The organism is Candidatus Melainabacteria bacterium RIFOXYA2_FULL_32_9, from assembly GCA_001784615.1.
GTDB lineage: Bacteria > Cyanobacteriota > Vampirovibrionia > Gastranaerophilales > UBA9579 > UBA9579.
In genome coordinates, this window is record MFRQ01000107.1 from 1 (window position 1) to 25,961 (window position 25,961).

The 25,961-nt window shown below is 32.3% G+C and carries 22 protein-coding genes; 11 read left to right on the plus strand and 11 right to left on the minus strand.

Annotated elements, in window-relative coordinates:
* Positions 1-390 precede the first annotated feature (390 nt).
* The 3 genes from A2255_01675 to A2255_01685 are packed head-to-tail and all read left to right on the plus strand — an operon-like array spanning position 391 to position 2,814.
* The gene (locus tag A2255_01675) at positions 391-1,350 is read left to right on the plus strand and encodes a hypothetical protein (GenBank protein OGI18594.1); all 960 of its coding nucleotides are present in this window, start codon (positions 391-393) and stop codon (positions 1,348-1,350) included.
* A gap of 14 nt (positions 1,351-1,364) precedes the next feature.
* The gene (locus tag A2255_01680; protein ID OGI18595.1) at positions 1,365-2,564 is read left to right on the plus strand and encodes a dihydropteroate synthase; all 1,200 of its coding nucleotides are present in this window, start codon (positions 1,365-1,367) and stop codon (positions 2,562-2,564) included.
* A 25-nt stretch (positions 2,565-2,589) separates the two neighbouring features.
* Positions 2,590-2,814, plus strand: coding sequence for a hypothetical protein (locus tag A2255_01685; GenBank protein ID OGI18596.1), 225 nt, complete (start codon positions 2,590-2,592; stop codon positions 2,812-2,814).
* 16 nt (positions 2,815-2,830) lie between these two features.
* Here A2255_01685 and A2255_01690 read toward each other — a convergent pair whose 3' ends face one another.
* Positions 2,831-3,445 carry a hypothetical protein gene (locus tag A2255_01690; protein ID OGI18597.1) on the minus strand — a complete coding sequence of 205 codons (615 nt, stop codon included), beginning with the start codon at positions 3,443-3,445 and terminating at the stop codon, positions 2,831-2,833.
* 268 nt (positions 3,446-3,713) lie between these two features.
* Between A2255_01690 and A2255_01695 the strand changes: the two genes are divergently transcribed.
* Together A2255_01695 and A2255_01700 are read left to right on the plus strand one after the other, a co-directional pair.
* Positions 3,714-4,754: a hypothetical protein gene (locus tag A2255_01695; protein ID OGI18598.1), complete on the plus strand. Its 1,041-nt coding sequence runs from the start codon at positions 3,714-3,716 to the stop codon at positions 4,752-4,754.
* A 352-nt stretch (positions 4,755-5,106) separates the two neighbouring features.
* Positions 5,107-6,156 (plus strand): hypothetical protein, encoded by a 1,050-nt coding sequence (locus A2255_01700; protein OGI18599.1) that lies wholly within the window; start codon positions 5,107-5,109, stop codon positions 6,154-6,156.
* Positions 6,157-6,208: 52 nt separating this feature from the next.
* Here A2255_01700 and A2255_01705 read toward each other — a convergent pair whose 3' ends face one another.
* The 7 genes from A2255_01705 to A2255_01735 form a co-directional block, all read right to left on the minus strand.
* Positions 6,209-6,832 carry a redox-sensing transcriptional repressor Rex gene (locus tag A2255_01705; GenBank protein ID OGI18600.1) on the minus strand — a complete coding sequence of 208 codons (624 nt, stop codon included), beginning with the start codon at positions 6,830-6,832 and terminating at the stop codon, positions 6,209-6,211.
* Positions 6,833-6,885: 53 nt separating this feature from the next.
* Positions 6,886-8,919 (minus strand): ferredoxin, encoded by a 2,034-nt coding sequence (locus A2255_01710; protein ID OGI18601.1) that lies wholly within the window; start codon positions 8,917-8,919, stop codon positions 6,886-6,888.
* Between the two features lie 78 nt (positions 8,920-8,997).
* Entirely contained in the window at positions 8,998-10,851 is a 1,854-nt protein-coding gene (locus tag A2255_01715; protein OGI18602.1) for an NADH dehydrogenase, read from the minus strand.
* A 14-nt stretch (positions 10,852-10,865) separates the two neighbouring features.
* A complete protein-coding gene (locus A2255_01720; protein OGI18603.1) occupies positions 10,866-11,384 on the minus strand; it encodes an NADH dehydrogenase in 519 nt (172 codons plus the stop codon).
* Between the two features lie 211 nt (positions 11,385-11,595).
* A complete protein-coding gene (locus A2255_01725) occupies positions 11,596-12,834 on the minus strand; it encodes a hypothetical protein (protein ID OGI18604.1) in 1,239 nt (412 codons plus the stop codon).
* A 6-nt stretch (positions 12,835-12,840) separates the two neighbouring features.
* A complete protein-coding gene (locus A2255_01730) occupies positions 12,841-14,532 on the minus strand; it encodes a hypothetical protein (GenBank protein ID OGI18605.1) in 1,692 nt (563 codons plus the stop codon).
* A 1-nt stretch (position 14,533) separates the two neighbouring features.
* Positions 14,534-14,773, minus strand: a complete 240-nt coding sequence (locus tag A2255_01735; protein OGI18622.1) for a hypothetical protein — start codon at positions 14,771-14,773, stop codon at positions 14,534-14,536.
* 246 nt (positions 14,774-15,019) lie between these two features.
* On the opposite strand from A2255_01735, the gene A2255_01740 reads away from it, so the two are divergent.
* The 6 genes from A2255_01740 (at position 15,020) to A2255_01765 (ending at position 23,344) form a co-directional block, all read left to right on the plus strand.
* Positions 15,020-15,979 (plus strand): hypothetical protein, encoded by a 960-nt coding sequence (locus A2255_01740; GenBank protein OGI18606.1) that lies wholly within the window; start codon positions 15,020-15,022, stop codon positions 15,977-15,979.
* 19 nt (positions 15,980-15,998) lie between these two features.
* Entirely contained in the window at positions 15,999-17,045 is a 1,047-nt protein-coding gene (locus A2255_01745) for a hypothetical protein (GenBank protein OGI18607.1), read from the plus strand.
* Positions 17,046-17,264: 219 nt separating this feature from the next.
* The gene (locus tag A2255_01750; protein OGI18608.1) at positions 17,265-18,905 is read left to right on the plus strand and encodes a hypothetical protein; all 1,641 of its coding nucleotides are present in this window, start codon (positions 17,265-17,267) and stop codon (positions 18,903-18,905) included.
* A gap of 16 nt (positions 18,906-18,921) precedes the next feature.
* Entirely contained in the window at positions 18,922-20,916 is a 1,995-nt protein-coding gene (locus A2255_01755) for a hypothetical protein (GenBank protein ID OGI18609.1), read from the plus strand.
* Positions 20,917-20,937: 21 nt separating this feature from the next.
* Complete coding sequence (locus A2255_01760; protein ID OGI18610.1) at positions 20,938-22,020, plus strand: twitching motility protein PilT; 1,083 nt, start codon at positions 20,938-20,940, stop codon at positions 22,018-22,020.
* Between the two features lie 91 nt (positions 22,021-22,111).
* Positions 22,112-23,344 (plus strand): pilus assembly protein PilC, encoded by a 1,233-nt coding sequence (locus A2255_01765; protein ID OGI18611.1) that lies wholly within the window; start codon positions 22,112-22,114, stop codon positions 23,342-23,344.
* 102 nt (positions 23,345-23,446) lie between these two features.
* On the opposite strand, the gene A2255_01770 is transcribed toward A2255_01765, so the two are convergent.
* The 3 genes from A2255_01770 to A2255_01780 all read right to left on the minus strand — a co-directional run bounded on the left by A2255_01770 (position 23,447) and on the right by A2255_01780 (position 25,958).
* Positions 23,447-23,917, minus strand: a complete 471-nt coding sequence (locus tag A2255_01770; GenBank protein OGI18612.1) for a 50S ribosomal protein L9 — start codon at positions 23,915-23,917, stop codon at positions 23,447-23,449.
* Positions 23,918-24,394, minus strand: a complete 477-nt coding sequence (locus A2255_01775; GenBank protein ID OGI18613.1) for a hypothetical protein — start codon at positions 24,392-24,394, stop codon at positions 23,918-23,920.
* Positions 24,395-24,584: 190 nt separating this feature from the next.
* Positions 24,585-25,958 (minus strand): 23S rRNA (uracil-5-)-methyltransferase RumA, encoded by a 1,374-nt coding sequence (locus tag A2255_01780; GenBank protein ID OGI18614.1) that lies wholly within the window; start codon positions 25,956-25,958, stop codon positions 24,585-24,587.
* Positions 25,959-25,961 lie beyond the last annotated feature (3 nt).

A 25,961-nucleotide genomic window follows, 5' to 3' on the forward strand; every position in this document is an offset into this window, starting at 1 on the left:
TCGGCCTTATTCCCACCAACTTGAATATTTTACTTAATTTACTGATTTTATTTTTCTTTATTTAACATACAAGCAATTCGAGTTATTCAGAATAAGTGTTAAAGTTACAATATTGTAAATAAGTGTAAACATTACATTAAAAATTAGCACACATTTAAATTTTTTAGTTTTATAATAAGTGACATAGAAAGATATGACCTCTAACTCTCTATTTTGGACTTAAACCTCTAACCCCCTTGGAGGTTTTTTTTTGCTTATTTTTTGGTAATCCATAGTTTAAGATTAATTTAGATATCTAGTACTTTAATTTAGAAAGTCCGGGAATAGATTACAAAACAAAGTTTATCAGACGATAAAGTAAATTTACTTTAAAATCTGAGAGCAATATATATGTATAATATTTCTGTTGTAATTCCCGTTGAAAAACAAACTAAAGAGTTTAATAAAGTAATTCAATCGGTTTTGAATCAAAATTATCAGGATTTTCAGATAATAGTGGTTTCAAGCTGCAAAATTGACAATCCTGTTATTAACCCTAAAATTCAATATATCAGTTTATATCACGCAAAAAGCACTCCAGAACTACTAAATAAAAGCATTCATTATATAAATTCCAATCTTGTTTGCTTCTTAAATCCAAATGATTTGCTACTATATAATGCTCTTAAACTCAGATATGAAAAATTTATCCAAAATCATTCCCTGGTGGCATGTTATGGATTTGGCATAGATACAGATTTAAATTATCAGGTTAAATGCAACCAAAACTATGAATATTTCTACAAAAATGAACAATTGCCACATAATAGCTTAAAATCTATTCTTTCTGGAAATATAAGACCATCAATTTCATCTTTGATGATAAAAACTGATGTTCTAAAACGGCTAAACTTTAATCAAAACCTAAAATTTAACTTTACATGGGACTTTTTTATCAAGTTATTTAGAAATTTTGATGATAATATTTGTCAAATGCAAGAAGCAATATACATTTCAAGAAATGAAGAGCTATTAATTAATGAGTACGATAAAAGCTACTTTACAAAACAAGTAAAAGAGACTCTTCTGGTCCTTGATAACTTCTTTGAAAAAACATTTGAAGATAATTCAGCTAGATATAAGGTTTATAGAGATAATTATTCACACTTCTTCTCAATTTTAACCGAATATTATCCTTACAATTACTGGTTAAGAGTATATCTCTTAACTTCTTATATTCGAAAAAATAAAGAATTAGGCAATAAAATTCTGGATTTATGGTTTTTATCAGTATTATTAAACAGTATAATAGCTGCAAATAAGCCTGATATCCTTAATAATTTGAATATGGTTAAAAAAGCAAGCTATTAATGTAAAATAATAGAATGCAAAATAATTTTTATATTAGAAAAATAACACCGCAAAGTGCTGAGTCAGTTATGGAAGATGTAGGTTTTGACAAACACTACATTAAAACTGCTTTATCAAAATATCAGTTTGAATTAGTAAAAATACACAATCTTAGTTCCCCAGCAGCTAATATAATAAAGCAATTGGCCCTCTCTATTGGAGCAGATGCAGCTGTACATAGAGAAGTTATTACCTGTAAAGTAGGAAAATCAGATGTACTACTTGGATGCACACAGGCACAATTAAAATATTTAGCCGAAAAACTAAAATACCAGCCATTTAAATTAAAAGATCTATCCTCACAGCTTCTAGAATTGCTTCAAAATGAGTTTATTCCACCTTTAAAAGTTAGGGATACCGTTTTTGACTGGTCAAAGAAAACTTATATAATGGGAATTCTAAATGTAACACCCGATTCTTTCTCTGATGGGGGAAAATTTTTAAATATTGAAGCAGCTGTAGCTCAAGCTAGTCAGATGATTGACTCAGGAGCTGATATTATTGATATTGGAGGAGAATCTACAAGACCAGGAGCTGTGGAAATTTCGCCAGAAGAGGAATTAAAAAGAGTATTACCTGTTATTAAAGCCATTAGAGAAATAAATAAGTCTGTAATTATTAGTATAGACACAAGACATTCAGAAGTAGCCAAGGAAGCTGTTATACAAGGAGCTGATATAGTAAATGATGTAGCAGGCTTTGACCATGACCCAGATATGATAAAAGTTACAGCTGAACTGCGTTGTCCTGTAATAATAATGCATAGTCTTTCTGATCCCACAACTATGCAAATTAATCCTACTTATCCAGAGAATGTAGTAGATTCAATATTTAAGAGCTTGTATGATAAAACTCAAAAAGCCCTTGAAGCAGGTATACTGAAAGAAAATATCATTATTGATCCGGGCATTGGATTTGGCAAAACTCTTGAACACAACATTGAAATCGTGCAAAGAATTAGTGAATTTAAGTCTTTAGGCTATCCATTATTAGTGGGGGTTTCAAGAAAATCAATTATAGCAAGAATCCTAGAGCTACCTCCAGAGGAAAGAGAAGAGGCTAATATAGCAATAAACTCCTATCTTGCCGCAAATGGGGTAAATATAATAAGAGTTCACGATGTTGAAAAACACTATAAAGCATTTAAAGTTTTAGATAGAATAATTAAAGATTAGTTACTATGACGAGGGGAAGCTGAGAATGAAACTAAATCCTGTTAATTTTAATGAAAAGATTACTTTAGCAAGATTAAACAAGGGAACAAGTTCTAGTGGTATTTTAGTCAATTCACATAACATTGGCTCAATTAGGGAAGAAAGTTGCGACAATTATCGAGTATCAGATTGCAATGGGGAAATGCTCGGTTGGTTTGCAGGTAAAAGTAATCTTGATAAACTCGCCAAGGTTATTGATTTAACTCGTTAACTTACAAATCAATATATTATTGAATATCGCACCAGCCAAATACTAATCTAAATACGCCCGGTTCTGGTGAGGTTAATATATTTTTTCTTACCAGATAATTAACTCTGGATGAGATTTCTTTTAGTTCTACATCCTCAAAACCCTTGCCTGATTTAGGTTGTTTGACCTTATTTTCTACTAAATAATGCTTAATGTCAGCAGTTGTGGCTTGTCCTGAGCTAAAGACTATACCTTTATAAATTTCATAATTCAAATTATTATTTGTACGCAAATAATTTCTGACTTGAGAAATTGCTTGATCTGGTAAAAATATTTTACGTGAATTTTCGTCATCTTCTTTACTTACGTTAACAGCAATTTTGACTTCAGCATCTTCAATATTATTTTCACCAACTTCATTTTTATCACGCTTGCTTTTATTAACGTCGGTATTTTTAACCAGACTTTTTAGACTTGCAATCAATGAGTTTAGTTTAAATTTTTGTTCGTTAAGTTCAACTAACTTTTTTTGACATTCTTCTAAATAAGCAATTTCCGGTTGGATTTTTGCAAGCTCGTTTTCGGCTTCTATTATTAAGCCTTGGATTCTTTCGTTGCTCGCTATGGACATAATTTTCTCTGCTGCTTCCATTCTTATTCCCTCAATTATTTTACTGATTTAAATCAATTATATAATATGACGTGAGAAATTGGAATACTTAATTTAGATTAGATAACTTAAATATTTTGCGTATGCTTATTTCTTACGTGCGCTATACGTAATAAAATTATTGACGTAAATATGGATATTAAATTTTAAAAATATACTTAAAATCGACGTAACTTTTAAACAATTTTTAACGTCAGAATTTTATCGTTTGATATATAATTGTACCGATCAAACTATTTAAGGTATAAATATGAACTATTTCTACCCAATAAAAACCGAAGATGGCACTATAAGCTTATTTAATACAATAGTTAATGACGTTTATCATAGTAAAATTGGCGCTTATACTGAAGCACTGGAAAAATTCGTTATACCTTCTGGAATTCTAGAATTTATCAAAAATAATAATAACGTAAATATACTGGATATGTGCTTTGGGCTTGGCTATAACAGTAAAGCAGCAGTCAGTGAGATCTGGAAAATCAATCCAAACTGCAAAATAAATATTACTGGACTTGAATATGACCCAAATGTATTAGCTTTTTCTACGCTAGAATCTCCTAACTACGTTGATAGTAAAGTAAATGAGATTTTTAATACAACCATATCCAGCGTCATAGACATAGAAGCTTTTGCTAATGATTATAAATATGACGTGAATTTTACACGCCCTGATTTGGGGCCTGATTTTTCTGGGGGGTCTAATTCTATATGCATGGGCTTAAAAAATAACTCCTTACATAATATATATTATCGGTCTATTTCTAATAGAAATAATAGGGTTAAGATTGCTGAATATAAGAGCGATTTACTGAATATAACCATTTTTATCTGTGATGCCAGACAAGTAATAAAAGACCTAAACCATTGCTATGACTATATATTTCATGACCCCTTTACCCCGTCTAAATTACCAACACTGTGGACAGTAGATATATTCAAAGAGTATTATAGACTATTAAAAGAAGATGGAAATATCACAACATATAGTGCAGCGGCACCAGTACGTGCAGGATTAATTGATGCTGGTTTTTATATTGGTAAAACAGATCCTATAGGAAGAAAAGAATCTGGAACTATAGCTGCTAAGAAAAATGAGCTAATAAAAATAAAATTATCCGACAAAGAAGAGGGGTTAATTAATACTAACGCCGGTATTCCTTATCGTGATCCTAATTTTCAATATAATACAGAGCAAATACTTAATAATAGAGAAGAATCACAAAAAATATCAGGCAGAATCTCTACCAGTAAATATTTAAAGAATTTTTCTAATGGCAATATATCTTAAAAAGCAAGATATCAAGTAAGTTAATAATTAATAGCTAGCTTATAACAAAGCATATAAGATAATTATCGGTTTGTGTATAGTTATTATGTACCGTATTATGTATAATCCAATGGCACAATACACCTAATCCCTTTATATCGTACAACATTATTTTTTTGCTCTCCTAACTATCCCTGACTGAGCAAGGAAATTTATATATATTTCTGCAAGAATATACTCTTAACTTGTACAGCTATATCTAATTAACCCTAAAACCCTGTCTTCCAGGAATTTCAGAATAGTTAATAAGTGAATAATAACAAAATAGAAAAATTTAGAGTAAGTATGCACATATGAATTGAGAGGTTGGAATATGAAACCACTGATTAGCATATGTATACCCAATCATAACTATGAAAATTACATTCGTGAAACTATTGATAGTGTTTTAGCGCAAACGTATCAGAATTTTGAGATAATCATAGTTGATGATGTATCTACTGATAGCTCGGTTGATATAATTAAAAGCTATGATGATCCTAGAATAAAACTATACCAAAATGAGAAAAACCTTTATACATTTAGAACAAACAATAAAGCTATGGGCTTAGCGCAAGGGGAGTTAATTGCTATTCTTCATTCAGATGATAAATATGCACCAAATTTCCTTGAAGAGATTGTGAAAGCCTATAATGAATATCCAAAGCACAAAGTATTTATTACTGATGTATACTTTTATCACTCAGATAATAAAAAGCTAATACCATGGCATCCATATAATAAAGGTGGAATTAAGTCACAGCAAGAAGTATTAATCAGACTATTCCATCAAAATAATATAGGCAACGGAGTTAACGTAGTATTTCATCGTGATTGCTTAAATGAAGTAGGGATGTTTTCTGTTGAGTACAAATATATTGCCGATTACGACTATTTACTAAAACTTGGTAATAAATACGAATTCGTATATATACCCAAACTTCTGACATATTATAGAGTACATAGTTCAAATGCAACCTGCAATAACATTAGGCAAGAAGACAGAGATGACGAAGTTTATAAGATAATAAACAAAAATTTGTCTGAATCTGAAATTATATATAAGGAATTGCACGACAAGCTTAGCTATTTTTCTACCAGTAATAGTATTCATAAAGCATTCTATATGGGAACCAAATTCAACTCAGGACATTTAACAAGATTTATGCTGAATTGTAAAAGAAAACTGGATCCAAACATAGTCGCCGATCCATACTGGCATTTAATTTTCTTACATAGTTTTCTAATAAATGAACGACTCCCTAAACTATGGTTAAAACTAGCATCAAGACTCGGCAGATTAATGCTGTATCCTAATAAATTATACGTAAATTATTTAATTGAGAAGATGATTAATTCAATTTCTAGCAAGTCTTTTTCCTAAAAGAAAAGTAAAAAAAGAGCCATAATGGCTCTTTTTTTTACTCATATAGTTATTATCTTTCTGAAATTAGTGATGAAAATACTACGAAGCTTGCAGCAAGATCCTGATTGGATATTAACACGTAATCAGGAACTTTGAGATTTGCAGGGGCAAAATTCCATATTGCTCTAATACCTGATTGAACAAGAAAATCTGTAACATCCTGAGCAACTTCTGATGGTACAGCAAGTATAGCAATCTGAATATTCATTCTTCTAACTAAATCCGGCAGCTTAGAAAGGGCAAAAACTTCTTTTTTGCCAACTTTAAGGCCAACTTTATGAGGATCAGTGTCAAATAAAGAAAGAATATCAAGTCCATATTTTTTAAATCCATCATACTTAGCCAGTGCTATTCCCAGATTTCCTGCACCGATTAGAAATGCTTCTTTTGTATTATTAAAGCCAAGAAACTCTTCAAGATGAGCCTTGAATTCTTTCACATCAAAACCGACTTTAGGCTTACCTACATACCCTGTTGCAGCAATGTCTTTTCTTACCTGGGTATCATCTATATCCAACAACTGTGCAATTTTTGCACTTGAAATATATTTCTCTCCAGATTCCAGTGCCTGACAAATTATGTTGTAATAATTTGGCAGCCTTTTTAAAGTCGGTACTGATATTTTCTTGCTCATTTACATACCTTATTCCGTTTAAATACTATATTTAGAATTTTAACATAAGATATCTATTCGAGGTTAAATTTTGAGGCGATATACTTTTCAAAGATTTCTCCTGCTTTTTCAGGTACTGCATTTGATACTAATTCACCATCTACTGATATTGTAGGACTCTTGCCACAATTTTCAAAGCAAAATGTAGCTTTTACTTTTACTTTATCTTCAAGGTTATTATCTTTTATTCGTTTTACTAAACCTTCCATAAAGTCATAAGAACCCTTAATATAGCAACAAGTGCCAACACATACAGCAATTTCTGATTTCTTTTCTTCTATGTCGCCAGAAGTTAGCTCAATATTCTCACCTGAAATTCTTCTTTTGCTCTTATAATGAGTGTGGAGAAGTTCGTGAGCAATTTTACTATTCGGACTTTCAAGCCACTTTTTATATAAGTTTTGTACTTGTGGATTTTCGTGAGATTTATGAATTGGTAATTCTACATCAGCTTTATAAAGACCTTTTGATCTATTTTTCTTAATAGAAGTATCTTTACAACTCTGCGGCTGACCGGCTCCACCAATACATCCACCTGGACATGCCATTACTTCGATAATATCATAATGGGCTTCACCTTTCTCGATTCTTTCGATAAGATCATTTGCTTCCTGTAATCCATTTACAATAGCTATTTTGACTTTTAAGCCTTCAATGTCTACAGTAAGCTCTTTGAATTTATCTAATCCTCTTGCTTCAGTTACAGCAAATTTTTCCAGCGGTTTACCGGTAACCATTTCATATGCTGTTCTAACTACTGCTTCTGAGACCCCGCCAGATGAACCAAATATTACTCCTGCTCCTGTTAAGATACCAAAAGGTGTATCTAACGGTTCAGGTTCGATATTACTAAAATCAATGCCTGCTTCTTTGATCATTCTGATTAATTCTTGAGTGGTCAAAACAATATCAACATCCTGAATGCCGTTATTTTTAAACTCATTGCGTTGAGCTTCAGCTTTTTTAGCTGTACATGGCATTATTGATACGACTGTAAGATTTTCAGGATCAATATTATATTCTTTTGTCAGGTATTTTTTAGCAATTGAGCCGAACATTTGCTGTGGTGATTTGCAAGTAGAAAGATGCTTCAATAATTGAGGATATCTAAACTCTGCAAACCTTACCCAGGCAGGGCAGCAACTTGTAAACAAAGGAAGTTTTTCCTTATTTTGGAGTCTTGTTATAAACTCTGTTGTTTCTTCCATAATTGTCATATCAGCAGCAAAAGATGTATCAAAAATCTGATTGAAACCTATTTTCTTTAACGCTGCAACGATTAAACCAATTGTATTTTCTCCGGGCTTAAAACCAAATGCTTCACCAAGAGCAACTCTAACGGCAGGTGCAATTTGTGCTACAACGACCTTTTGCTGGTTCAAAACAGCTGCCCATGCATTATCGATCTCTGACTTAATAGTTAAAGCGCCTGTTGGACATACAGAAGTACATTGACCACAATATACACAGTCAACGTCACCCATATTTTTACCATACGCAGGAGATACTACTGTTTCAGAACCCCTATTAACGAAGTCGAGAACATTTTGTCCCTGAACTTCTTTACACATTCTTACGCAGTCACCACAAAGAATACATTTATTTGGATCTCTCACAATAGACGGATTAGAGTCATCAATAGGAAGCTCAATTTCCCTTTTACCAAATCTAACATCTCTAATACCCATCTTCTGAGTAAGCTCTTGAAGTTCACAATTATTACTCTTCTCACAAGTTGTACATTCTCTGTTATGATTGGCTAAGAGTAATTCAAGAGCAACTTTTCTGACTCTTCTTGTTTTCTCTGTATTAACTCTGACTTTTAAACCTGGTTCTGGAGGCACAGAGCAACTTGCCTGAACACCTCTACCTTCGATCTCAACAACGCACATACGGCAACCGCCATATATGGTAAGATCAGGTCTATAACAGAAAGTAGGAACTTCAATTCCGGCTTTTCTTATAACTTCAAGCAAATTTCTTTCGTCCGTGTAAGTAGCTTCACGGCCATCTATATATAATTTATTTTTTACTAACGTTTCTGTCATAATTAAATCGTCTCCTTTATAGAAACCTTCAACTTATCCTGAATAGTAATGTTTTTGCCTTTAAATTTATTTAACACATTACACCTCTTTAATAGCTTTAAATGGACAAGCATCAATACAAGCACCGCATTTAATACACTTATTCTGATCAATTATAAACGGTTCTTTTACTTTTCCTTCTATAGCATTAACAGGGCATTGTCTTGCACATTTTGAGCAACCTTTACAGAGATCTTTTATAATTTCTATCTTCTTAAATGCCTGACATACGCCAGCTGGACATCTTTTTTCAACAATATGTGCCAAATACTCGTCCTTGAAATACTGTAATGTTGACAATACAGGATTTGGAGCTGTTTTACCAAGCCCGCATAATGAACCATCTTTTACAGCCAGAGCTAATTCCTGTAATATTTCAAGATCTTCCATTGTTGCTTTTCCACCAACAATTTTTTCAAGAATTTTCAGCATATTTTTAGTACCTTCGCGACAAGGAACACACTTACCACAGGATTCATTCTGAGTAAAGTTCATAAAGAATCTAGCAATCTCGACTATGCAAGTATCTTCATTCAGTACAACCAATCCGCCAGAACCTATCATTGCTCCTGCTCTTGTTAATGAATCATAATCAAGCGGCATATCAAGATGTTCTTCTGTTAAACATCCACCAGAAGGTCCACCAATTTGTACAGCTTTAAATTTCTTGTCATTTCTTATTCCACCGCCAATATCAAATATGATTTGTCTTAATGTAGATCCCATTGGAACCTCGATTAATCCGGTATTTCTGACTTCACCAGTTAAAGCAAAGGTTTTAGTGCCGGCATTATTTGCTGTACCTAAATCTTTAAACCACTGAGCACCATTATTGATAATTAGTGGGACATTAGCAAAGGTTTCTACGTTATTAATTAAAGTGGGTTTTTCAAATAACCCTTTATTCGCAGGAAATGGAGGCTTGGGTCTTGGCATGCCTCTTTCGCCTTCAATAGATGCAATAAGCGCTGTTTCTTCACCGCATACAAATGCTCCGGCTCCCTCTTTAATATGAACAATAAAGGAAAAATCTTTTCCTAAAATGTTTTTACCAAGTAAACCATACTGTTCAGCTTGCACAATTGCTTTTTTTAATCTGTCAACTGCAAGAGGATATTCTGCACGTACATAAATATAACCTTCATCTGCGCCAACTGCGTAAGCTGCAATTGCCATACCTTCTAAAATTCTATGAGGATCACCTTCCATAAGGCTTCGATCCATGAATGCGCCCGGGTCACCTTCATCACCGTTACAGATTACATATTTCTTATCACCCTCAGCAATACGTACGAATCCCCATTTTCTACCAGTAGGAAATCCACCGCCACCTCGGCCTCTTAATCCACTTTCGATCATCTCATTACAAACTTGTTCAGAAGTATAACCATTTAAGATTTTCTCTAATGCCTGATATCCTGAGCTTGCAATACATTCATTTATATCTTCTGGATTAATATGACCACAATTAGACAATGACGTCCTCTTTTGTTTAGCATAGAAGTTGATTTCATCATTATTTTTTATAGATTTATTAGTAGCAGGATCTCTATAAAGTAGTCTTTCTACTATCTCGCAGCCAATTAAGTGTTTGCTTACTATTTCATCAACATCTTCAGGTTTTACTTTTGCATAAGTCACATGTTTTTCAGGAATCATCACTAATACACCGTTTTCGCAAAAACCATGACAACCAGTTTTTATCGGGGTATACTTTTCTTCCTTTAATTCCACATTAGCACCAAGTTCCTGAAATCTTTTATAGACTTCAAGTGAACCATTAGCAACACATCCTGTTCCAGCACAAATTAGTACTCTGGTGCCCATTTCCTGAAGATATTGCTTTGCTTTCTCTTTTTCTTTTTTTAAATCTACTATCGTATTAGCTATCATAGCTTATTCTCCTATTAGCATTCTTCTCTCTTTTGAAGCTCATCAATAATGAGCTTGATAGCGTCCGGTGTCATTTGTGGATATACTTTTTCATTAATCACTACTACAGGAGCAAGCCCACAAGCACCCAGACAACTCACAGTTTCAACACTAAATTTAAGGTCATCTGTAGTTATTTTTCCGTTATTTAAGCTTAATTTCTCTCTAATGGCATTTAATACAGGCATGCTTTTTCTTACATGACACGCTGTACCATCACAAACCTTAATTTCGTATTTTCCTTTCGGATTTAAGCTAAATTGGCTATAGAAAGTTGCAACACCATATACACTTGCCGGTGAAATTCCCATTGTTGTTGCAATATACGTTAAAATCTCTTCCGGTAAATAACGATATTCTTCTTGCACTTTCTGCAAAATTGCTATTAAATTTGATTTTTTATATTCGTATTTACGAATAATCTCATTAACTTTGTTAAATTTTCTTTGCTGTTCCATCAATTCTTCTGTTCTATCGTGCTCTAGTTTTGCCATATTCTGCTCCTTTGTTTATGTATTCAAACTTATTTATAGTTAATTAAAGAAAAGCCAGTCATTGTGAGGTGGCTAAGCCACATTATCAAGTCATCAATCGTTCCAATAACACCACTATTATTCTGTGTTGGCTATGCTATATTCTATAGATCAATTACTATTTCAGAATTAGCACCCCTCACAATGACTTAACGGCTAATAAATGGAGGCTTTAAAAATACTCGATTTCAACTTCTTTGCCATGCCTTTCAAGCTTCTCCTTAAGTTCATTAATTAATTTGAGCTTTATACCACTTTGTACCGAGAAATTTGGATTTTGATGAGCAGGATTAATTGCTCTTCCAACTATAAATTTGATCTTATCTGCTTTTTGTAACTCACAAGCAAGTTCTTCAGCAGGATTTTCTGGAGTGTAGTCAATTTTCTTTACCGTATTTTCTAACAACGTTTGAGCCGTATCTTTAGCTCCATAAAGCTGATAAATATTCTGCATTCCATGATTAGTTTTTTTAATTGTGTATTCTTTTACTTTGTCAATTAACTCTACAACTCTGGATAAGGTTATAACTCCCTCAGTAACCAGGTCTATACCATCAATCACAGCCTTTGGCGGAACGCTTAAATCTTTATTTCCCAGAATTACATGTATATCTTTATTTAAATATCTGGCAACGATATTTGCTGTTGTTCCACCACAAATGACTTTTTTTCCAGGTGAATGCATAAACATATCTACCATTTCAGAATCTCTATTTTTATTTAGCGGAGGACCGACTGCAACACTGAGGTTTCTTTTATCTCTTGCTTTAATTACAACTATTGAAGTGTCATCTCCAATATTTCCTTGATATAACTCATTTGCTATAAATAGGAGTTTGTCAGCTATTACAGATGCGTCAACATCATCAATCGCATTTCTCTGAATGAAATTACCTATTTTGTCCCATCCCCAGCCAAGCTTAATCATTCCGCCTAGTCCGGCATGAATTAAACCATCACTGACAAGCACTATAAAATCATCTTTTGATAACTTAAACTTGCTTATTTTTATATTTTTGCCGGCTATATTCGTATAATCAGATTCAAAAGGGGTTAGGCATCCTTCATGGATAAAGAAAGTATCAGGATTATCAAATTCGACAAGTTTAACCTCGTTATTATCAAATATTTGAACAATAGTGAAAGTTGAATATGCTATTTTTCTTGACTGGCAAATAGGAAGAGTATTTACAATAGTTTCGACTACATCTTCTATTTCCATACCATTAGAAAGCATCGTAGATGCTATTTTCTTTGTTAATGTAGAGAGAATATTTGCCTTTACACCGCTTCCTAAACCATCAGACAGTACAATGACAGTATTATCCGGATTTTTAACAATTTCTACATTGTCTCCGCATAGTTCTTCACCGTTCTTATTTAGCTGTCTTATTTCATACTCAATATACATAATCTATTATTCCTGTTGAAGGATCTTAACTAATTGACCTAATAAAACTTTTGTTTCTGCTGTCGTCTCACCAAGCAGTCCTGCAATTTCTTGAGCTACCCGCATTTGCTTGTTTATTACTTTTTGAGCTCTTTCTAATGTTTCTTTCCTAACATTAATCAAGGCAGCTTTATGAGCTTCTATATCAGTTATATCGACGAATATACCGGTAATAAGTTTCTTATCGTGCACGTAGAAAACTATTCTCTTTATTTCTTTATCTTTATAAATCGTTCTTGATTCGAATATCTCATCATTATTTTTTTGAACATCCTGAAAAGGCTGCTCATCAATAAATAAAGAGATATGCTTTCCTATCAGATCAACTTTATTAAGCTCAATTAACCTTAGAAAAGCAGGATTAGCTTCAATTATATTCAAGTCATTATCTAAAACGACGACACCATTTGGAGTAGCATCAAGAACTATAGAGGAGAATTTCTCTGCCTGACTTTTCATAAATGGTATACACATTTCTTTTTCTGCCATGCCAAGAATTACAGCCTTAGCTTTTTCTTTACAGCTGTCATACCCACAAGCACCACAATTATGTTCATCTTCAGGCCTGGTTTTACCGATAGATGCTAAAACTATTCTTATTTCTTCTTCAGCAGGTTCAGCTATTTTCAATGAACGGTCTGTATAATATCTTGCTGTCGCTTTTTCTGCAAGAATGTCTTGATCAAGCTTATATTTTTTTGTTTCAGAAAATGTACTAATTATATTAGTTTTTAATTCATAATAATTTGTTTCCTGCTCGGATTTTGGTCTTGCTGGACCCATAATACATCCACCATGACAGGCTAAAGTCTCAATAAATCTGGCTTTAAGTCTATTAGTTTTTAACGCATCTAATACTTCCTGTACATTTTCAACTCCATTAACAGAAAGAAGTTCATTGTCTAAATTGCTGTCATCTAATCCAGCAGCCTTAATTAAACCGCCTAAGAGTGGAAATAGTGAAGAAGTTCTCGAATAAAAAACGTCAAAAAAAATGGGTTCAAGATTGTCAATATCTAATTCTTCCTGCTCAATCCATTCATCTAACTCAGAAAAAGTAATACAAGCAGCTATATTGGTCCCTTCAATTTCTTGCTTTTTCGCAACACAGGGGCCAATAAATACCATATCAAAATCTTTATAGTGCTCTTGCTCCAGAATCTTATAATGAGCTACCATCGGACTTACTATAGGTGCAAGATTTGGAATTAATTCAGGATAATATTTTTCAACTAAATTAACTATAGCAGGGCATGAACTGGTTATTACAGCTTTATCAGTATTTTTATATAAGTCAAAATGAGCTTTTGCAACAGTATATGCGGCTCGTGATGTCTGCTCAATATGATTAAATCCCAAATATTTGAGAGCTGTAAGGATTTTACCTCTTTTAGATTCGCTGTAATATGCAAAAAATGATGGAGCTACGCTTGCTATGACATTATTACTTTGCTTTATAACGTTCTTAGCAATTTCTATATCATTTCTTATTGATTTCGCATTCTGGGGACATACTTTATAACAATTTCCATCTAATATACATCTATCTGGATCAACCTGGGCATGTCCGTCAGCTACTCTAATCGCATTTAATGGACAGTGTCTTACACACTTGTAGCAATCCTTACAATTCACTTTATTTGTAGTTAATATGCTCATTTTAATCCTTTTTTGCTATTTCTTTCAATAAAGTTTCTGCCTCTTCAGGAGTTGTTATATGTTTTATATTGTCATTAATACTTATTGCTATTCCATCACCACAGTTGCCAAGACAAAATGCACCTGCAAGCTCAATATCAGCATTAATATCTAATTCATTTATGACTGATTGCAAATGCTGAATGATCTTTTCTGCACCTTTTAAATAACAACTTGACCCAACACAAATTTTAACTTTTATCATATTTTTTTCTCAACCGTGAATTATTTCACTATACAATCTTAGTTTATCACTCTGAAAAAATTTTTCAAGCCCTTTCTTAACTTTTTTAAACTCAATTTTCCAATGATTTTTAAAATCTAACTTTTGCAGATAATAAATTATCTTTATGATTTACCCCTTTTATATGCTAACTATCGCTTACTGACTTATAGATTTAATTAATACTTTTTTTAATCATATTTTTAGCAAGTCGAAGGAGGAATTATGAGGAAGCCCAAAGTTTCAGTCATAATTACAACTTATAACAGATTAGATTATCTTGGTTATGCAATTGAATCAGTTCTTAATCAGACATATGACGATTTAGAGTTGATTATTGTAGATGATGGGTCAACAGATAACACCAGAGAATTTGTAAATTCATACTACGATGACAGAATAATTTACCATTATCAAGAAAATAAAGGACAGAATCCTGCAAGAAATAAGGGAATGGAACTTGCACGGGGAGAATACATCGCCCATTTAGATTCTGATGATACTTGGACCTCTACTAAACTTGAAAAACAAGTAAATATTTTAGAAAATAATGCAGATATCGGCCTGGTATACTGTGGAACACTTCTTATTGATAAACAGAATAATAATATTGGTACACAACCAATGATAATTCATAACGGCAATGTCTTAGATAAACTCCTTATGACTAACTTCCTATATAACGGTTCGTGTGCTCTTTTCAGGAAAGAATGTCTTGAAAAAGTAGGATTATTTGATGAATCGTTTAAAAGAATGACTGACTGGGAATTCTACTTAAAATTTGCTATATATTATAAGTTTTATGGCATAAATGAGTATTTATTGAAGTATAGAATTCATAATGAAACGATGAGTAAAGATTTCAAAAGCTATGAAACATATGGCATCAAGATTTTAGAAAATATTTTTAATCATAAAGATTTGAATAATAGATATCTTAAATATAAAGATAGAGCATTTGCATTAAGGCACAGATATCTCGGCAGAAGATATTTCGAAAATAATTATCCAGTAAAAGCAAGAAAAAGCTTTAAAGAAGCGTTGAATACGGATCCAACTTTATTATTTCAAAGTAATAGTTTCATTCTATTAATACTAACTTATCTCCCATTAAATCTGGTTGAGCATTTAAGAAACTTAAAAAGAAGCTTAAAAACAAGAAAGTTAGTTTACAAGGTTAATTGAGAAAATATAAGGAGAAAATATGAAACCTTTTATCAGCATTTGTTTACCAAATTACAATTATGAAAAATTTTTGCGAGAAGCAATAGAAAGCGTATTAGAACAAACTTTTACAAATTTTGAGTTAATCATTGGCGATAATGCTTCAACCGATAGTTCAGTCGAAATAATAAAAAGCTATAACGATCCAAGGATAAAATTTTATCAAAATGAATCAAATATTTCACTTTATGCAAACATTAACAAGTGCAAAGATCAAGCGCAAGGGGAGTTAATTGGAGTTCTTCATTCTGATGATAAATATCATCCTGATTTCTTACAGGAAGTAGTAGAAGCATACATAGAAAATCCTAATCATAAGGTATTTATAACTGGCGTTAACTTCTGGCATCACGAGAAAGATGAACTAATTCCGTGGCATCCATATAAGACCGCAGGAATTATATCGAAATACGAAGCTTTAATGAGACTAACTGCTGAAAATAACATAGGAAATGGAATCAACGTCATTTTGCATAAGGATTGTTTTAAGAAAGTAGAAATGTATCCAAATAGATATAAATATGCAGCTGATTATGACCTCTGGATGAGGCTGGCTGAAAAATTTGAGTTTGTCTACATACCTAAAGTACTTGCTTATTACAGAATTCATGACTCAAACCTCTCTCATAAAGTAAATAAAAACTTAGATATGTTTAAGGAAGGCCTTGAAATAACTGAAAAAAATATAATTCAATCTAACGTAATTCCTAGAAAAATAAAAAATGAGTTAAACCATATTTCCTTTAAAAATGCTACTAAACAAGCTTTTTATATTGGTATTAAGTATAAATCAGGCACTACATCAAGAAATATGCTGAATTATGTAAAACATACTAATCCAGATATTAGGTTTGAACCTAGCTGGCATTTGACATACTTACTTAGCTACTTAATTCATGAAAAATTATCAAAAAATTGTCTGAATTATGTTGATTTATTAGGTAAAGCTGCTTTATATCCACACAAACTTTATATTAAGAATTATATTGATAAATTAATTAGAGAAGTCACTCCAGCTATTGAGTAATTTACATTAACATACTAGAAAAAGCTGTCAGATAAAGTAATCCGACAGCTTTTTTATTTGCTCATAAATGTATCATTCATACATATTAAGAACTGTTAAAGTTTATATGTATAAAATCGTATTTTCCGAAATCACTATTCTAGTTCATCTAAAAGAGACTTATAATATGTCATAGTAAAATAAATAATTACTAAAATAATATGACAGAAAAGGAATGATATGCACAAAATCAAGTTAAGAGGGATTATCCTGCCATTAGTAATAATAATTCTAGGAGCAGTACTATCAATTATAGTAACTTTAATTCCAAAGCTTGTAATTACTATAAAAGTTCCTTTGTTATTAACAGGAGTGTTTGCTGCTTCTTCTGCAATTAACTTTTTGTTATTCAAAAAGGCTTCCGCTAATCAAGTCGTGGGGCTATCCTTTGCCAATACAATATTTTTTATAATAATAACTTTATCGTCCCTGTTTTGCCTTGATATTATCGGAATTAAAGAAATAAACTTTTCATCAAATCTCAATATTAATCCATTTCTTATAATCATAAATTTATTAACAAGTACGCTCACTCTATTTTTACTTATCAAACTTGAAGAAAATAAAGTTAATAAGAAATATATCCCAGCGATAACAAATGAATCACCCATAAATATTCAAGAGAATAACTCAAAAGAAAATGAGACTGAAATTATCAGTATAAAAAATGCTCTTCAAAATGCTGAGTTAACGTCTTATACTGCTAAAAAATCCGATGAACAGACATTTAATGATGATTCTTCTGATAAAAACAATGAAATATCAACTGAAGAATCATTTCTCGAAGATGCTATCATTACAAATTCAACTAATAACACCTTTAATAATAAATGTACAGAACAATCTCTTGATAATAATTTGGGAAATCTTCCTGAAATAAGTTTGGAAAAAAATACAACAGGATACAAAGATAAAAATATTTCTCAAAATATGTATAATACGTCCATATTTGAGAATCAAGACCAGTTCATTCCTGAAAATGTACGTTTGGTTGAGAAAGCAGCTCCTAAAAAAGTAGGGGAAACATCAGCTCACATATCATCTATAGGAAAATTACTGGTTAATTATAAAGATATTGAAAATATTATTGAATTAAATGAATTTTCACAATCTGAAAATGAAACTGATAATGCAAATATAATTCCAAAAGAACTAGGAGAAAAATTAAAAGAAATCCTTACACAAATAGAGAAAGAATTTCCTCAAATTAAGAATTCAACTATATCAAATAAAGCAGGTTTCACTATTGCTAGCCTTATCAATGATAACAGAGCAGAACAAACTATAGGGGCACTGGCATCAGGTGCCTTTATGACCTCACAGAATTATTTATCCCGACTAAATATAGGACAACCTTTAAAGATATTTTTTGAAACTCAAGTAGATATTCATATATTAATAAAAGTAGAGAACTTTATTTTCTATTTCAATTGTAATAAAGAGTTTGAACCAATTAATCATTCATTATTAAGAGATACAATTGAACAAAATGTTTTTTCAAATCAAGATTTATCAGTTATAAAAAATATAAAAGGCATAACAGAAGCTGCGATTACTGATAAAGACGGTAATCTAATAGGATCTATTAACTCTGAAAACCCTCAAAAGATGGCATCAATTACTTCCGCTATATTTGAAAACCTAAAAGTATTCATTTCCAACATTCAACCAGCAAAATTAAATAAAATGATAATATTTGCCAGTGAAAAAATAATAACTATAAAAAAATACAATGATGCAATTGCATCACTATCAAGTACACTTGAAGGACCTATAACAACATCAGAAAAAATTATTAAAATAGAAGGGTTAATTAAGTAGGGAATAAATACAGTTTATGATAAAAAATAATCTAAATGATCTTTTGCTGGAAACAGCTATTCTAACCTCAGATCAGCTAAAAAAAGCAATTATAGAAAAAGATAGAGCAAGAAAGTCACTTTTAGAAGCAATTTGCGATCTTGGATTTGTTTCTAAGGAAAATCTTTATGATCAGCTTAAAACTGCTCTTGAACTTCAATATGGAGTAAATTTCTTACAATTACACGAAATAGAAATCGATCAAGAGCTACTTAATACGTTTCCTGAAGAATTAATTATTAATAACAAAATTATTCCGATAAAAAGAAGCGAAAATTTATTTACATTTGCTATGGTCGACCCTGATAATCTGGCAGCAGAAAAAGAAATTAAATATAGATTAAGTGAAATTAAAGATTTAAAGATCAAAAAAACCGTAATTCTTGAAGATGATTTCAATAAATTTATAGAAAACCAATTTCCTAAAAAAGAAGAAATTCCTGAGATTATAGAACAAAGCACTGATGAACTGCTTACATCATTAGGAATTGATCTGGTAGAATCCAGAATTGATGATCTTGATATTGCAGATTTAACAGATTCTGCACAAGAGGCACCTATTATTCAGTTAGCAAACAGCATATTAGGAATAGCAATAAGAAGAGGCGTAAGTGACATACACGTAGAACCTCAGGAGAAAGATCTTTTTGTCAGATTTAGACAAGATGGGGTTTTAAGTATTTACAAAAAATTACCTAAAAAGATTCAAAATGCACTTATTTCACGATATAAAATTATGTCAGAACTTGATATATCAGAGCGAAGACTGCCACAAGATGGCAGAATTCGTGTCAAAATAGTAAATAAATTTATTGATTTTCGTGTATCAACATTACCAAGCAAATTTGGTGAAAAAATTGTAATGAGAATTTTAGATAAATCAAATATATCTTTTGGATTGGATCAGCTCATTACAAACCAGGAAACCTTAAAAATTGTTCACGAAATGATAAGCAAACCGTTTGGAATAATCTTCGTAACAGGCCCAACCGGTAGCGGTAAAACAACTACATTGTATAGTGCTTTAAGTGAAAGAAATACTCCTGAAGTAAATATATCTACAGCTGAAGACCCTATAGAATACGATCTTGAAGGAATAACTCAGTCTGAAGTTAATAAATCAATTGGTATGGATTTTGCAAAAATATTAAAAGCGTTTTTAAGACAAGATCCAGATATAATGCTAGTCGGTGAAACCAGAGACAAAGAAACAGCCAAAATAGCTGTAGAGGCAGCACTTACAGGCCACCTGGTATTTACAACACTGCACACAAATGATGCACCAAGCTCAATTATTCGACTTCAGGAAATGGGAATAGAACCATTCCTGGTATCAAGCACAATAATTGGGATAATCGCCCAAAGGCTTTTGAGAAAACTATGCCCACACTGTAAAGAAGCATATACACCGGATAAGCAAATCCTTGACTATCTGGGAGTAGGAATGCTTGAAAATAAAACATATTATCATGGTATTGGCTGTGAAAAATGTAACGGTACTGGATATAAAGGCCGTATCGGGGCTTATGAAGTCATGAAAATTAATGATGAAATAAAAGATTTAATTGCAAAAGATGCCAATACTTCAATAATAAAATTTGCTGCCCAACAATCAGGAATGAAAACCTTACTTGAATATAGTTTTGAACTTGCAAGAGAAGGATTAACTACTTTAGAGGAAGTAATCAGAGTTACACTATCCTCAGATTGCATGTCCTCGGTTTGTCCTGGATGTGGAAGACCTATCGGAGATGAATTTTATAAATGTCCATTCTGTCAATACGAACTCAAAAAGATTTGTCCACGCTGCAAAGTTATTATACAAGAAGGATGGATATCTTGCGCAAAATGCGGTTTAAAATTATTAGATCATAAAGCCGATACTACTTGTAACAATTGCGATGGTGAAGTATCATTAGAAATGCACGAATGTCCTTGGTGTTGTCAGCCTATTTCCAATAACAATGTATAATTAATGTTGAGGAATAAATTTATGTCATTAGATGATCTGCTTAAGGTTGTATTTCAAAAAGGTGGGAGTGACTTACATATTTCAGTTGGATTACCTCCCATCATAAGAATAGACGGCAAATTAATTAGAACCGATCATCCTCCACTCACAAAAGAAGATGTTAATGGGCTAATTTTTAGCATGTTAACAAACGAACAAAGAAGAACTTTGGAGCAAAACTGGGAACTGGATTGCAGTTATGGAGTTCAGGATATTGGACGATTCAGGGTTAACGTTTATAAAGAAAGAGGTAGTTATGGTGCGGCTCTTCGTTCTATCCCTACTCAACCACCATCTTTCAATGAATTAGGTCTACCAAGCATAATCAGAGAAGTAGCAGAACGCCCCAGAGGTTTAATACTAGTAACCGGACCTACAGGTAGCGGTAAATCTACTACACTGGCTGCAATGATAGACTTCATTAACAGCAATAAAACAGAGCATATTATTACAATTGAAGACCCAATAGAATATATTCACAATTCAAAAAGAAGCGTTGTCCACCAAAGAGAGTTAGGAGAAGATACAAGAAGTTTTAATAACGCATTAAGAGCTGCTCTTCGTGAAGATCCGGATATAATCCTGGTTGGTGAGATGAGAGACCTTGAAACTATACAGCTAGCATTAACAGCAGCTGAAACAGGTCACCTTGTAATGGGAACATTACACACATCATCTGCAAGTCAAACTGTTGACCGTATAGTTGACGTGTTTTCTGCTGAACAGCAACAACAAATTAGAATTCAGCTATCTAACAGTTTAATTGCAGTATTCAGCCAAACACTTATCCCAAAAGTTCAGCCAGATGGCCAGAAAAAGGGTAGAGCACTTGCTCAAGAAATTATGGTTGTCACACCTGCTATTGCAAACTTAATTAGAGAAGGCAAAACTGCTCAGATATACTCTGCAATTCAAACTGGTGGAATGCATAAAATGCAAACTCTTGAGTCATCTCTTAAAGAACTGTATCAAAAGAACCTTATCACTCAAGAAGATGCTATAGCTAAAACAAGCAGGCCTGAAGATTTTAAACGTATGATTGGTGGTTTTGCCCCCACAATGTAAGATTGATAGCCTAATGTTAGTAATCACTTACTAATTTTAGGTTAATTTTACAATTAATACTTCCTAAGATTAAATAAACAAGGAGTAACTTATGCCTCAGTTTCAGTATAAAGCAAGAGATGGACAGGGAACATTACATAAAAATACAATAATATCTGAAAATGAAACCTTGGCAAGAAATCAATTAGCAGAAAAAGGACTCTGGGTAATTGAGATTTCAAATGCAGATGTAAAAACAAAAAACTTCCTTGATTTTGAACTTGATGGACTGCTTGCAGGGTTAACTGGCGTAGGATTAAAAGACCTTGTTGTATTTTGCAGGCAATTTTCTGTTCTGGTTAATTCCGGTGTAGCTATGATGAAAACTCTTACAATTCTGGCTGAACAGGCAGAAAATCCAAAATTTTCATCAATTTTAAAAGATATAAAAAATCAAGTAGAAAGAGGAATAAACCTGTCAGATTCATTTGCAAAACATCCAAAAGTGTTTGACAACTTATTTATCAATATGATAAAAGCAGGTGAAACTGGTGGTGTACTTGATGATGTCCTAAACCGACTTGCTAAATTTCTGGAAGACAGAGCAAAACTTACTAATAAAGTAAAATCAGCAATGACTTATCCGACTGTGGTTACTATTCTTGCTACTATAATATTCTTTGTTATGCTTACAGTTATTCTTCCTAAATTTTCAGAAATATTTGAGCGTTTAGGAAGTGAATTACCTGCTTATACACAAACGTTAATCCATATAAGCAATGTTTTAAGATCACCATGGCTTCTGCTAATCATTTTCTTAATTGGCTGCTCAGCATACGGATTTAAGAAAATGTACTCTATTGAGAAAGGCAGATATATCATAGATAAAATAAGCCTAAAATTGCCTGTATTTGGTGTTCTAATACAAAAAGTAGCCGTTGCAAGGTTTACAAGAACCTTAGGAACATTAATTAAAAGTGGTGTACCTATATTGACATCGCTGGAAATAGTTGAAGAAGCATCAGGAAACGCAGTTTTATCAAGAGTTGTCAGAGAAGTATATGAAGAGGTAAAACAGGGTGGCACAATAAATGCACCTCTAGAAAGATCCAAGGTTTTCCCTCCAATGGTAGTTTCTATGATTGCTGTTGGTGAAGAAACCGGAGAATTAGACTCAATGTTATCTAAAATCGCAGATTTTTACGACTCAGAAGTAGAAGCAGCAGTTGAAGCTTTAACATCCCTTCTAGAACCAATAATGATGGTGTTTCTAGGTGGCATGGTCGGCGCTGTAATTGTTGGCATGTATCTGCCTATGTTCAAAATGTTTGATGCTGTTAAATAATTAGCTAAAAACTGTTTCAATACAAGTAATATGATAACTTCTAAAAGTAACGAAACACCTAAATTAGGTGTTTCGTTACTTTATTATTAAGCCTAAATGTTATTAAGCTTCTTCTCTAATAATTTCTGAAGCAGCAACAACAACAGATATGTTTACTGATACTTTAGAAGTTAATTTCACAACCATTTTGTATTCACCAACATGGTTTATTGGATTATTTAATGAAATATTTCTTCTATCAACTTCTATTCCTGATTTTTCCTTGATTTCATCAGCCAATCTGCGTGTAGTTATTGCACCAAATAATTTACCATTCTCACCAGCTTTAGCATGAATATCAATTTGACCAAGAGCTTTAATTTTTTCAGCTTGCTCTAAAGCTTCTTGGTGAAGTTTTTCAGCTTTAGCTTTAATTCTAGCTATGTTTTGCTCTCTATTTTTTAGAGCGCCCTCAGTTGCAGCTTCTGCTAATTTTTTTGGTAAAAGGTAATTTCTAGCATAACCATCTGCTACATCTACTATATCTCCTGACTCACCCAGAGATTGTACGTCCTTTGTAAGTAAAACTTTCATTCATTCCTCCTGTTTTTCTTTATCTCTAAATCTTCCATTTTTATATCTATACATTCCAACTACTTTATTAAAATTAGTTTCAAAACCCAATTTACTATAAAAATCTTTTTTTGCCCACTCAGCATATAAAGTAATTAAAGATATATCACAATCGTCAAGTTTAGTCAGCATGGATTTTAGAATTAACTTTCCAACACCTTGCTTCTGGTATATGGGTTTAACTGCAACATCCCATATTGTAACATTAAAAACACCATCGCCAGTTGCCCTCGCAATTCCGATTAACGTTTCTTCATCCCAAGCAGTAACAACTAATACACTATTGTTTAAAGAATTTTTTATATCCTGAATGTCCCTGTACTGCCAACCTATAGATATATATAAATCCTGAATGAGTTCTGACGATATGTCTTTATCATATTTAATTTTAATTTTATCCAGATTAATTTCTTTTTTACCTGAAACCAGTTTAAACATTAGTCAATACAAAAGCCCCCAAATCTAAGCAACATAAATCTCTCATTTCAGACTAATGAAAGATAAAATTATAAAATTCTAAATAAAGCTTTAAGTGGGACTCCAACGTTAATTAATAACTTTAAGCTAAGTTTATCAGCTATAAAGACACCAAGCGTTAACTTAAGTTGGTTGATATTATCACCAAGCTTTATTCTCGTTTTAATACAACAATTGATTCTATATGGTAAGTATGACAAAACATATCAATCGGTTGGGCATACTCGGGAATAAAACCGCTTTTCATTAATAGTTTGATATCCCTAGCTAAGGTGGTTGGATTACAACTTACATATATAATAAACTTATTGGTTAATCTTGCTACAGCATCAATAGCAACATCAGAGCAGCCTTTTCTTGGAGGATCCAGTATAGTTACATCAAAATTACTAGTTTGCTCTATTAAATCCTGCAAGACACGGTCTGCGTTACCTTCAAGAATATCTATATCAGCATCATTTTCTGACTTATTTAACTTAATATTTTCCCTGACATCGCTGACTGCATTTGAATTTTCTTCAATTGCAGTGATTTTTGCAGCCAAATCTTTTAGCCATATGGAAAAAGTACCAACTCCCGCATATACATCAAGTATTGTTGGATTTTCTACCCTTTTCTTTATAATTTTATGAACTTCATTAAATATCTTAACCGCAGCAGCTGGATTTACCTGAAAAAAGCTACCCGCTGAGATCTTAAATTTTTTCCCTTCAAGATTTTCTTCTATATAATCCCTGCCACAAGCAAGCTCTGTTTTGTAAGACATAATGATATTTGTTCCAGATGTATTAAAATTAACCAGCACTCCGGCAATTTCTTTAAAATTATCCTGTACACTTTTGCAAAGCTGTTTTAGTTTATCAGGTATATCAAGAGAATTTATCACTACTATCAATAGCAAATTCTTATGGGATTGGCTATATCTATACACCAAATGCCTGATTAAGCCTTTCCCGGTTTTCTCATTATATGCAGTTAGATTTAATTCTTGAGCTTTTTCCCTTGTAAACTGTGTAATTTGATTGATGATTTCAGGTTGTATAGGGCAAAATTTAATATTTACTATTTCATGAGTGCCTTTTTTATAATATCCAGCTAAAATTCTCTTTGAAACTTTAGTTTGCTGAACTGGAAACTGAATTTTACAACGATATTCGAGATTACAGTCACTTGAAATAACATCATGAACAGGAATATCGATATTCGCAATTTTTTTCAGACTTTCTTCAACAATCTTTTTCTTAGCTCTTAATTGCTCCTTATAGTCTATATGTAACCACTGGCATCCACCACAAACTTTAGCCAAAGAGCATACAGGACTTATACGATACTCAGAAGGCTTGATAATTTCCTGAATTATTCCTCGAGCATAATTCTTCTTTACAGAGACAATCTCAATTTTAAGATAATCACCAGGAACAGAATCAGGAACAAAAACTGTTATGCCATTCAGCCTACCTATTCCCTCCCCGCCATAAGCAAGGGTTTCAATATTAATCTCGAATAAATCACCTTTTTTAAACATATT

What these genes read in the sequence shown, in the direction of transcription:
- A2255_01675 (OGI18594.1), top strand. Translation starts at nt 391, where the DNA reads ATGTATAATATTTCTGTTGTAATTCCCGTTGAAAAACAAACTAAAGAG.
- A2255_01680 (OGI18595.1), top strand. Translation starts at nt 1,365, where the DNA reads ATGCAAAATAATTTTTATATTAGAAAAATAACACCGCAAAGTGCTGAG.
- A2255_01685 (OGI18596.1), top strand. Translation starts at nt 2,590, where the DNA reads ATGAAACTAAATCCTGTTAATTTTAATGAAAAGATTACTTTAGCAAGA.
- A2255_01690 (OGI18597.1), bottom strand. Translation starts at nt 3,445, where the DNA reads ATGGAAGCAGCAGAGAAAATTATGTCCATAGCGAGCAACGAAAGAATC.
- A2255_01695 (OGI18598.1), top strand. Translation starts at nt 3,714, where the DNA reads ATGAACTATTTCTACCCAATAAAAACCGAAGATGGCACTATAAGCTTA.
- A2255_01700 (OGI18599.1), top strand. Translation starts at nt 5,107, where the DNA reads ATGAAACCACTGATTAGCATATGTATACCCAATCATAACTATGAAAAT.
- A2255_01705 (OGI18600.1), bottom strand. Translation starts at nt 6,832, where the DNA reads ATGAGCAAGAAAATATCAGTACCGACTTTAAAAAGGCTGCCAAATTAT.
- A2255_01710 (OGI18601.1), bottom strand. Translation starts at nt 8,919, where the DNA reads ATGACAGAAACGTTAGTAAAAAATAAATTATATATAGATGGCCGTGAA.
- A2255_01715 (OGI18602.1), bottom strand. Translation starts at nt 10,851, where the DNA reads ATGATAGCTAATACGATAGTAGATTTAAAAAAAGAAAAAGAGAAAGCA.
- A2255_01720 (OGI18603.1), bottom strand. Translation starts at nt 11,384, where the DNA reads ATGGCAAAACTAGAGCACGATAGAACAGAAGAATTGATGGAACAGCAA.
- A2255_01725 (OGI18604.1), bottom strand. Translation starts at nt 12,834, where the DNA reads ATGTATATTGAGTATGAAATAAGACAGCTAAATAAGAACGGTGAAGAA.
- A2255_01730 (OGI18605.1), bottom strand. Translation starts at nt 14,532, where the DNA reads ATGAGCATATTAACTACAAATAAAGTGAATTGTAAGGATTGCTACAAG.
- A2255_01740 (OGI18606.1), top strand. Translation starts at nt 15,020, where the DNA reads ATGAGGAAGCCCAAAGTTTCAGTCATAATTACAACTTATAACAGATTA.
- A2255_01745 (OGI18607.1), top strand. Translation starts at nt 15,999, where the DNA reads ATGAAACCTTTTATCAGCATTTGTTTACCAAATTACAATTATGAAAAA.
- A2255_01750 (OGI18608.1), top strand. Translation starts at nt 17,265, where the DNA reads ATGCACAAAATCAAGTTAAGAGGGATTATCCTGCCATTAGTAATAATA.
- A2255_01755 (OGI18609.1), top strand. Translation starts at nt 18,922, where the DNA reads ATGATAAAAAATAATCTAAATGATCTTTTGCTGGAAACAGCTATTCTA.
- A2255_01760 (OGI18610.1), top strand. Translation starts at nt 20,938, where the DNA reads ATGTCATTAGATGATCTGCTTAAGGTTGTATTTCAAAAAGGTGGGAGT.
- A2255_01765 (OGI18611.1), top strand. Translation starts at nt 22,112, where the DNA reads ATGCCTCAGTTTCAGTATAAAGCAAGAGATGGACAGGGAACATTACAT.
- A2255_01770 (OGI18612.1), bottom strand. Translation starts at nt 23,917, where the DNA reads ATGAAAGTTTTACTTACAAAGGACGTACAATCTCTGGGTGAGTCAGGA.
- A2255_01775 (OGI18613.1), bottom strand. Translation starts at nt 24,394, where the DNA reads ATGTTTAAACTGGTTTCAGGTAAAAAAGAAATTAATCTGGATAAAATT.
- A2255_01780 (OGI18614.1), bottom strand. Translation starts at nt 25,958, where the DNA reads ATGTTTAAAAAAGGTGATTTATTCGAGATTAATATTGAAACCCTTGCT.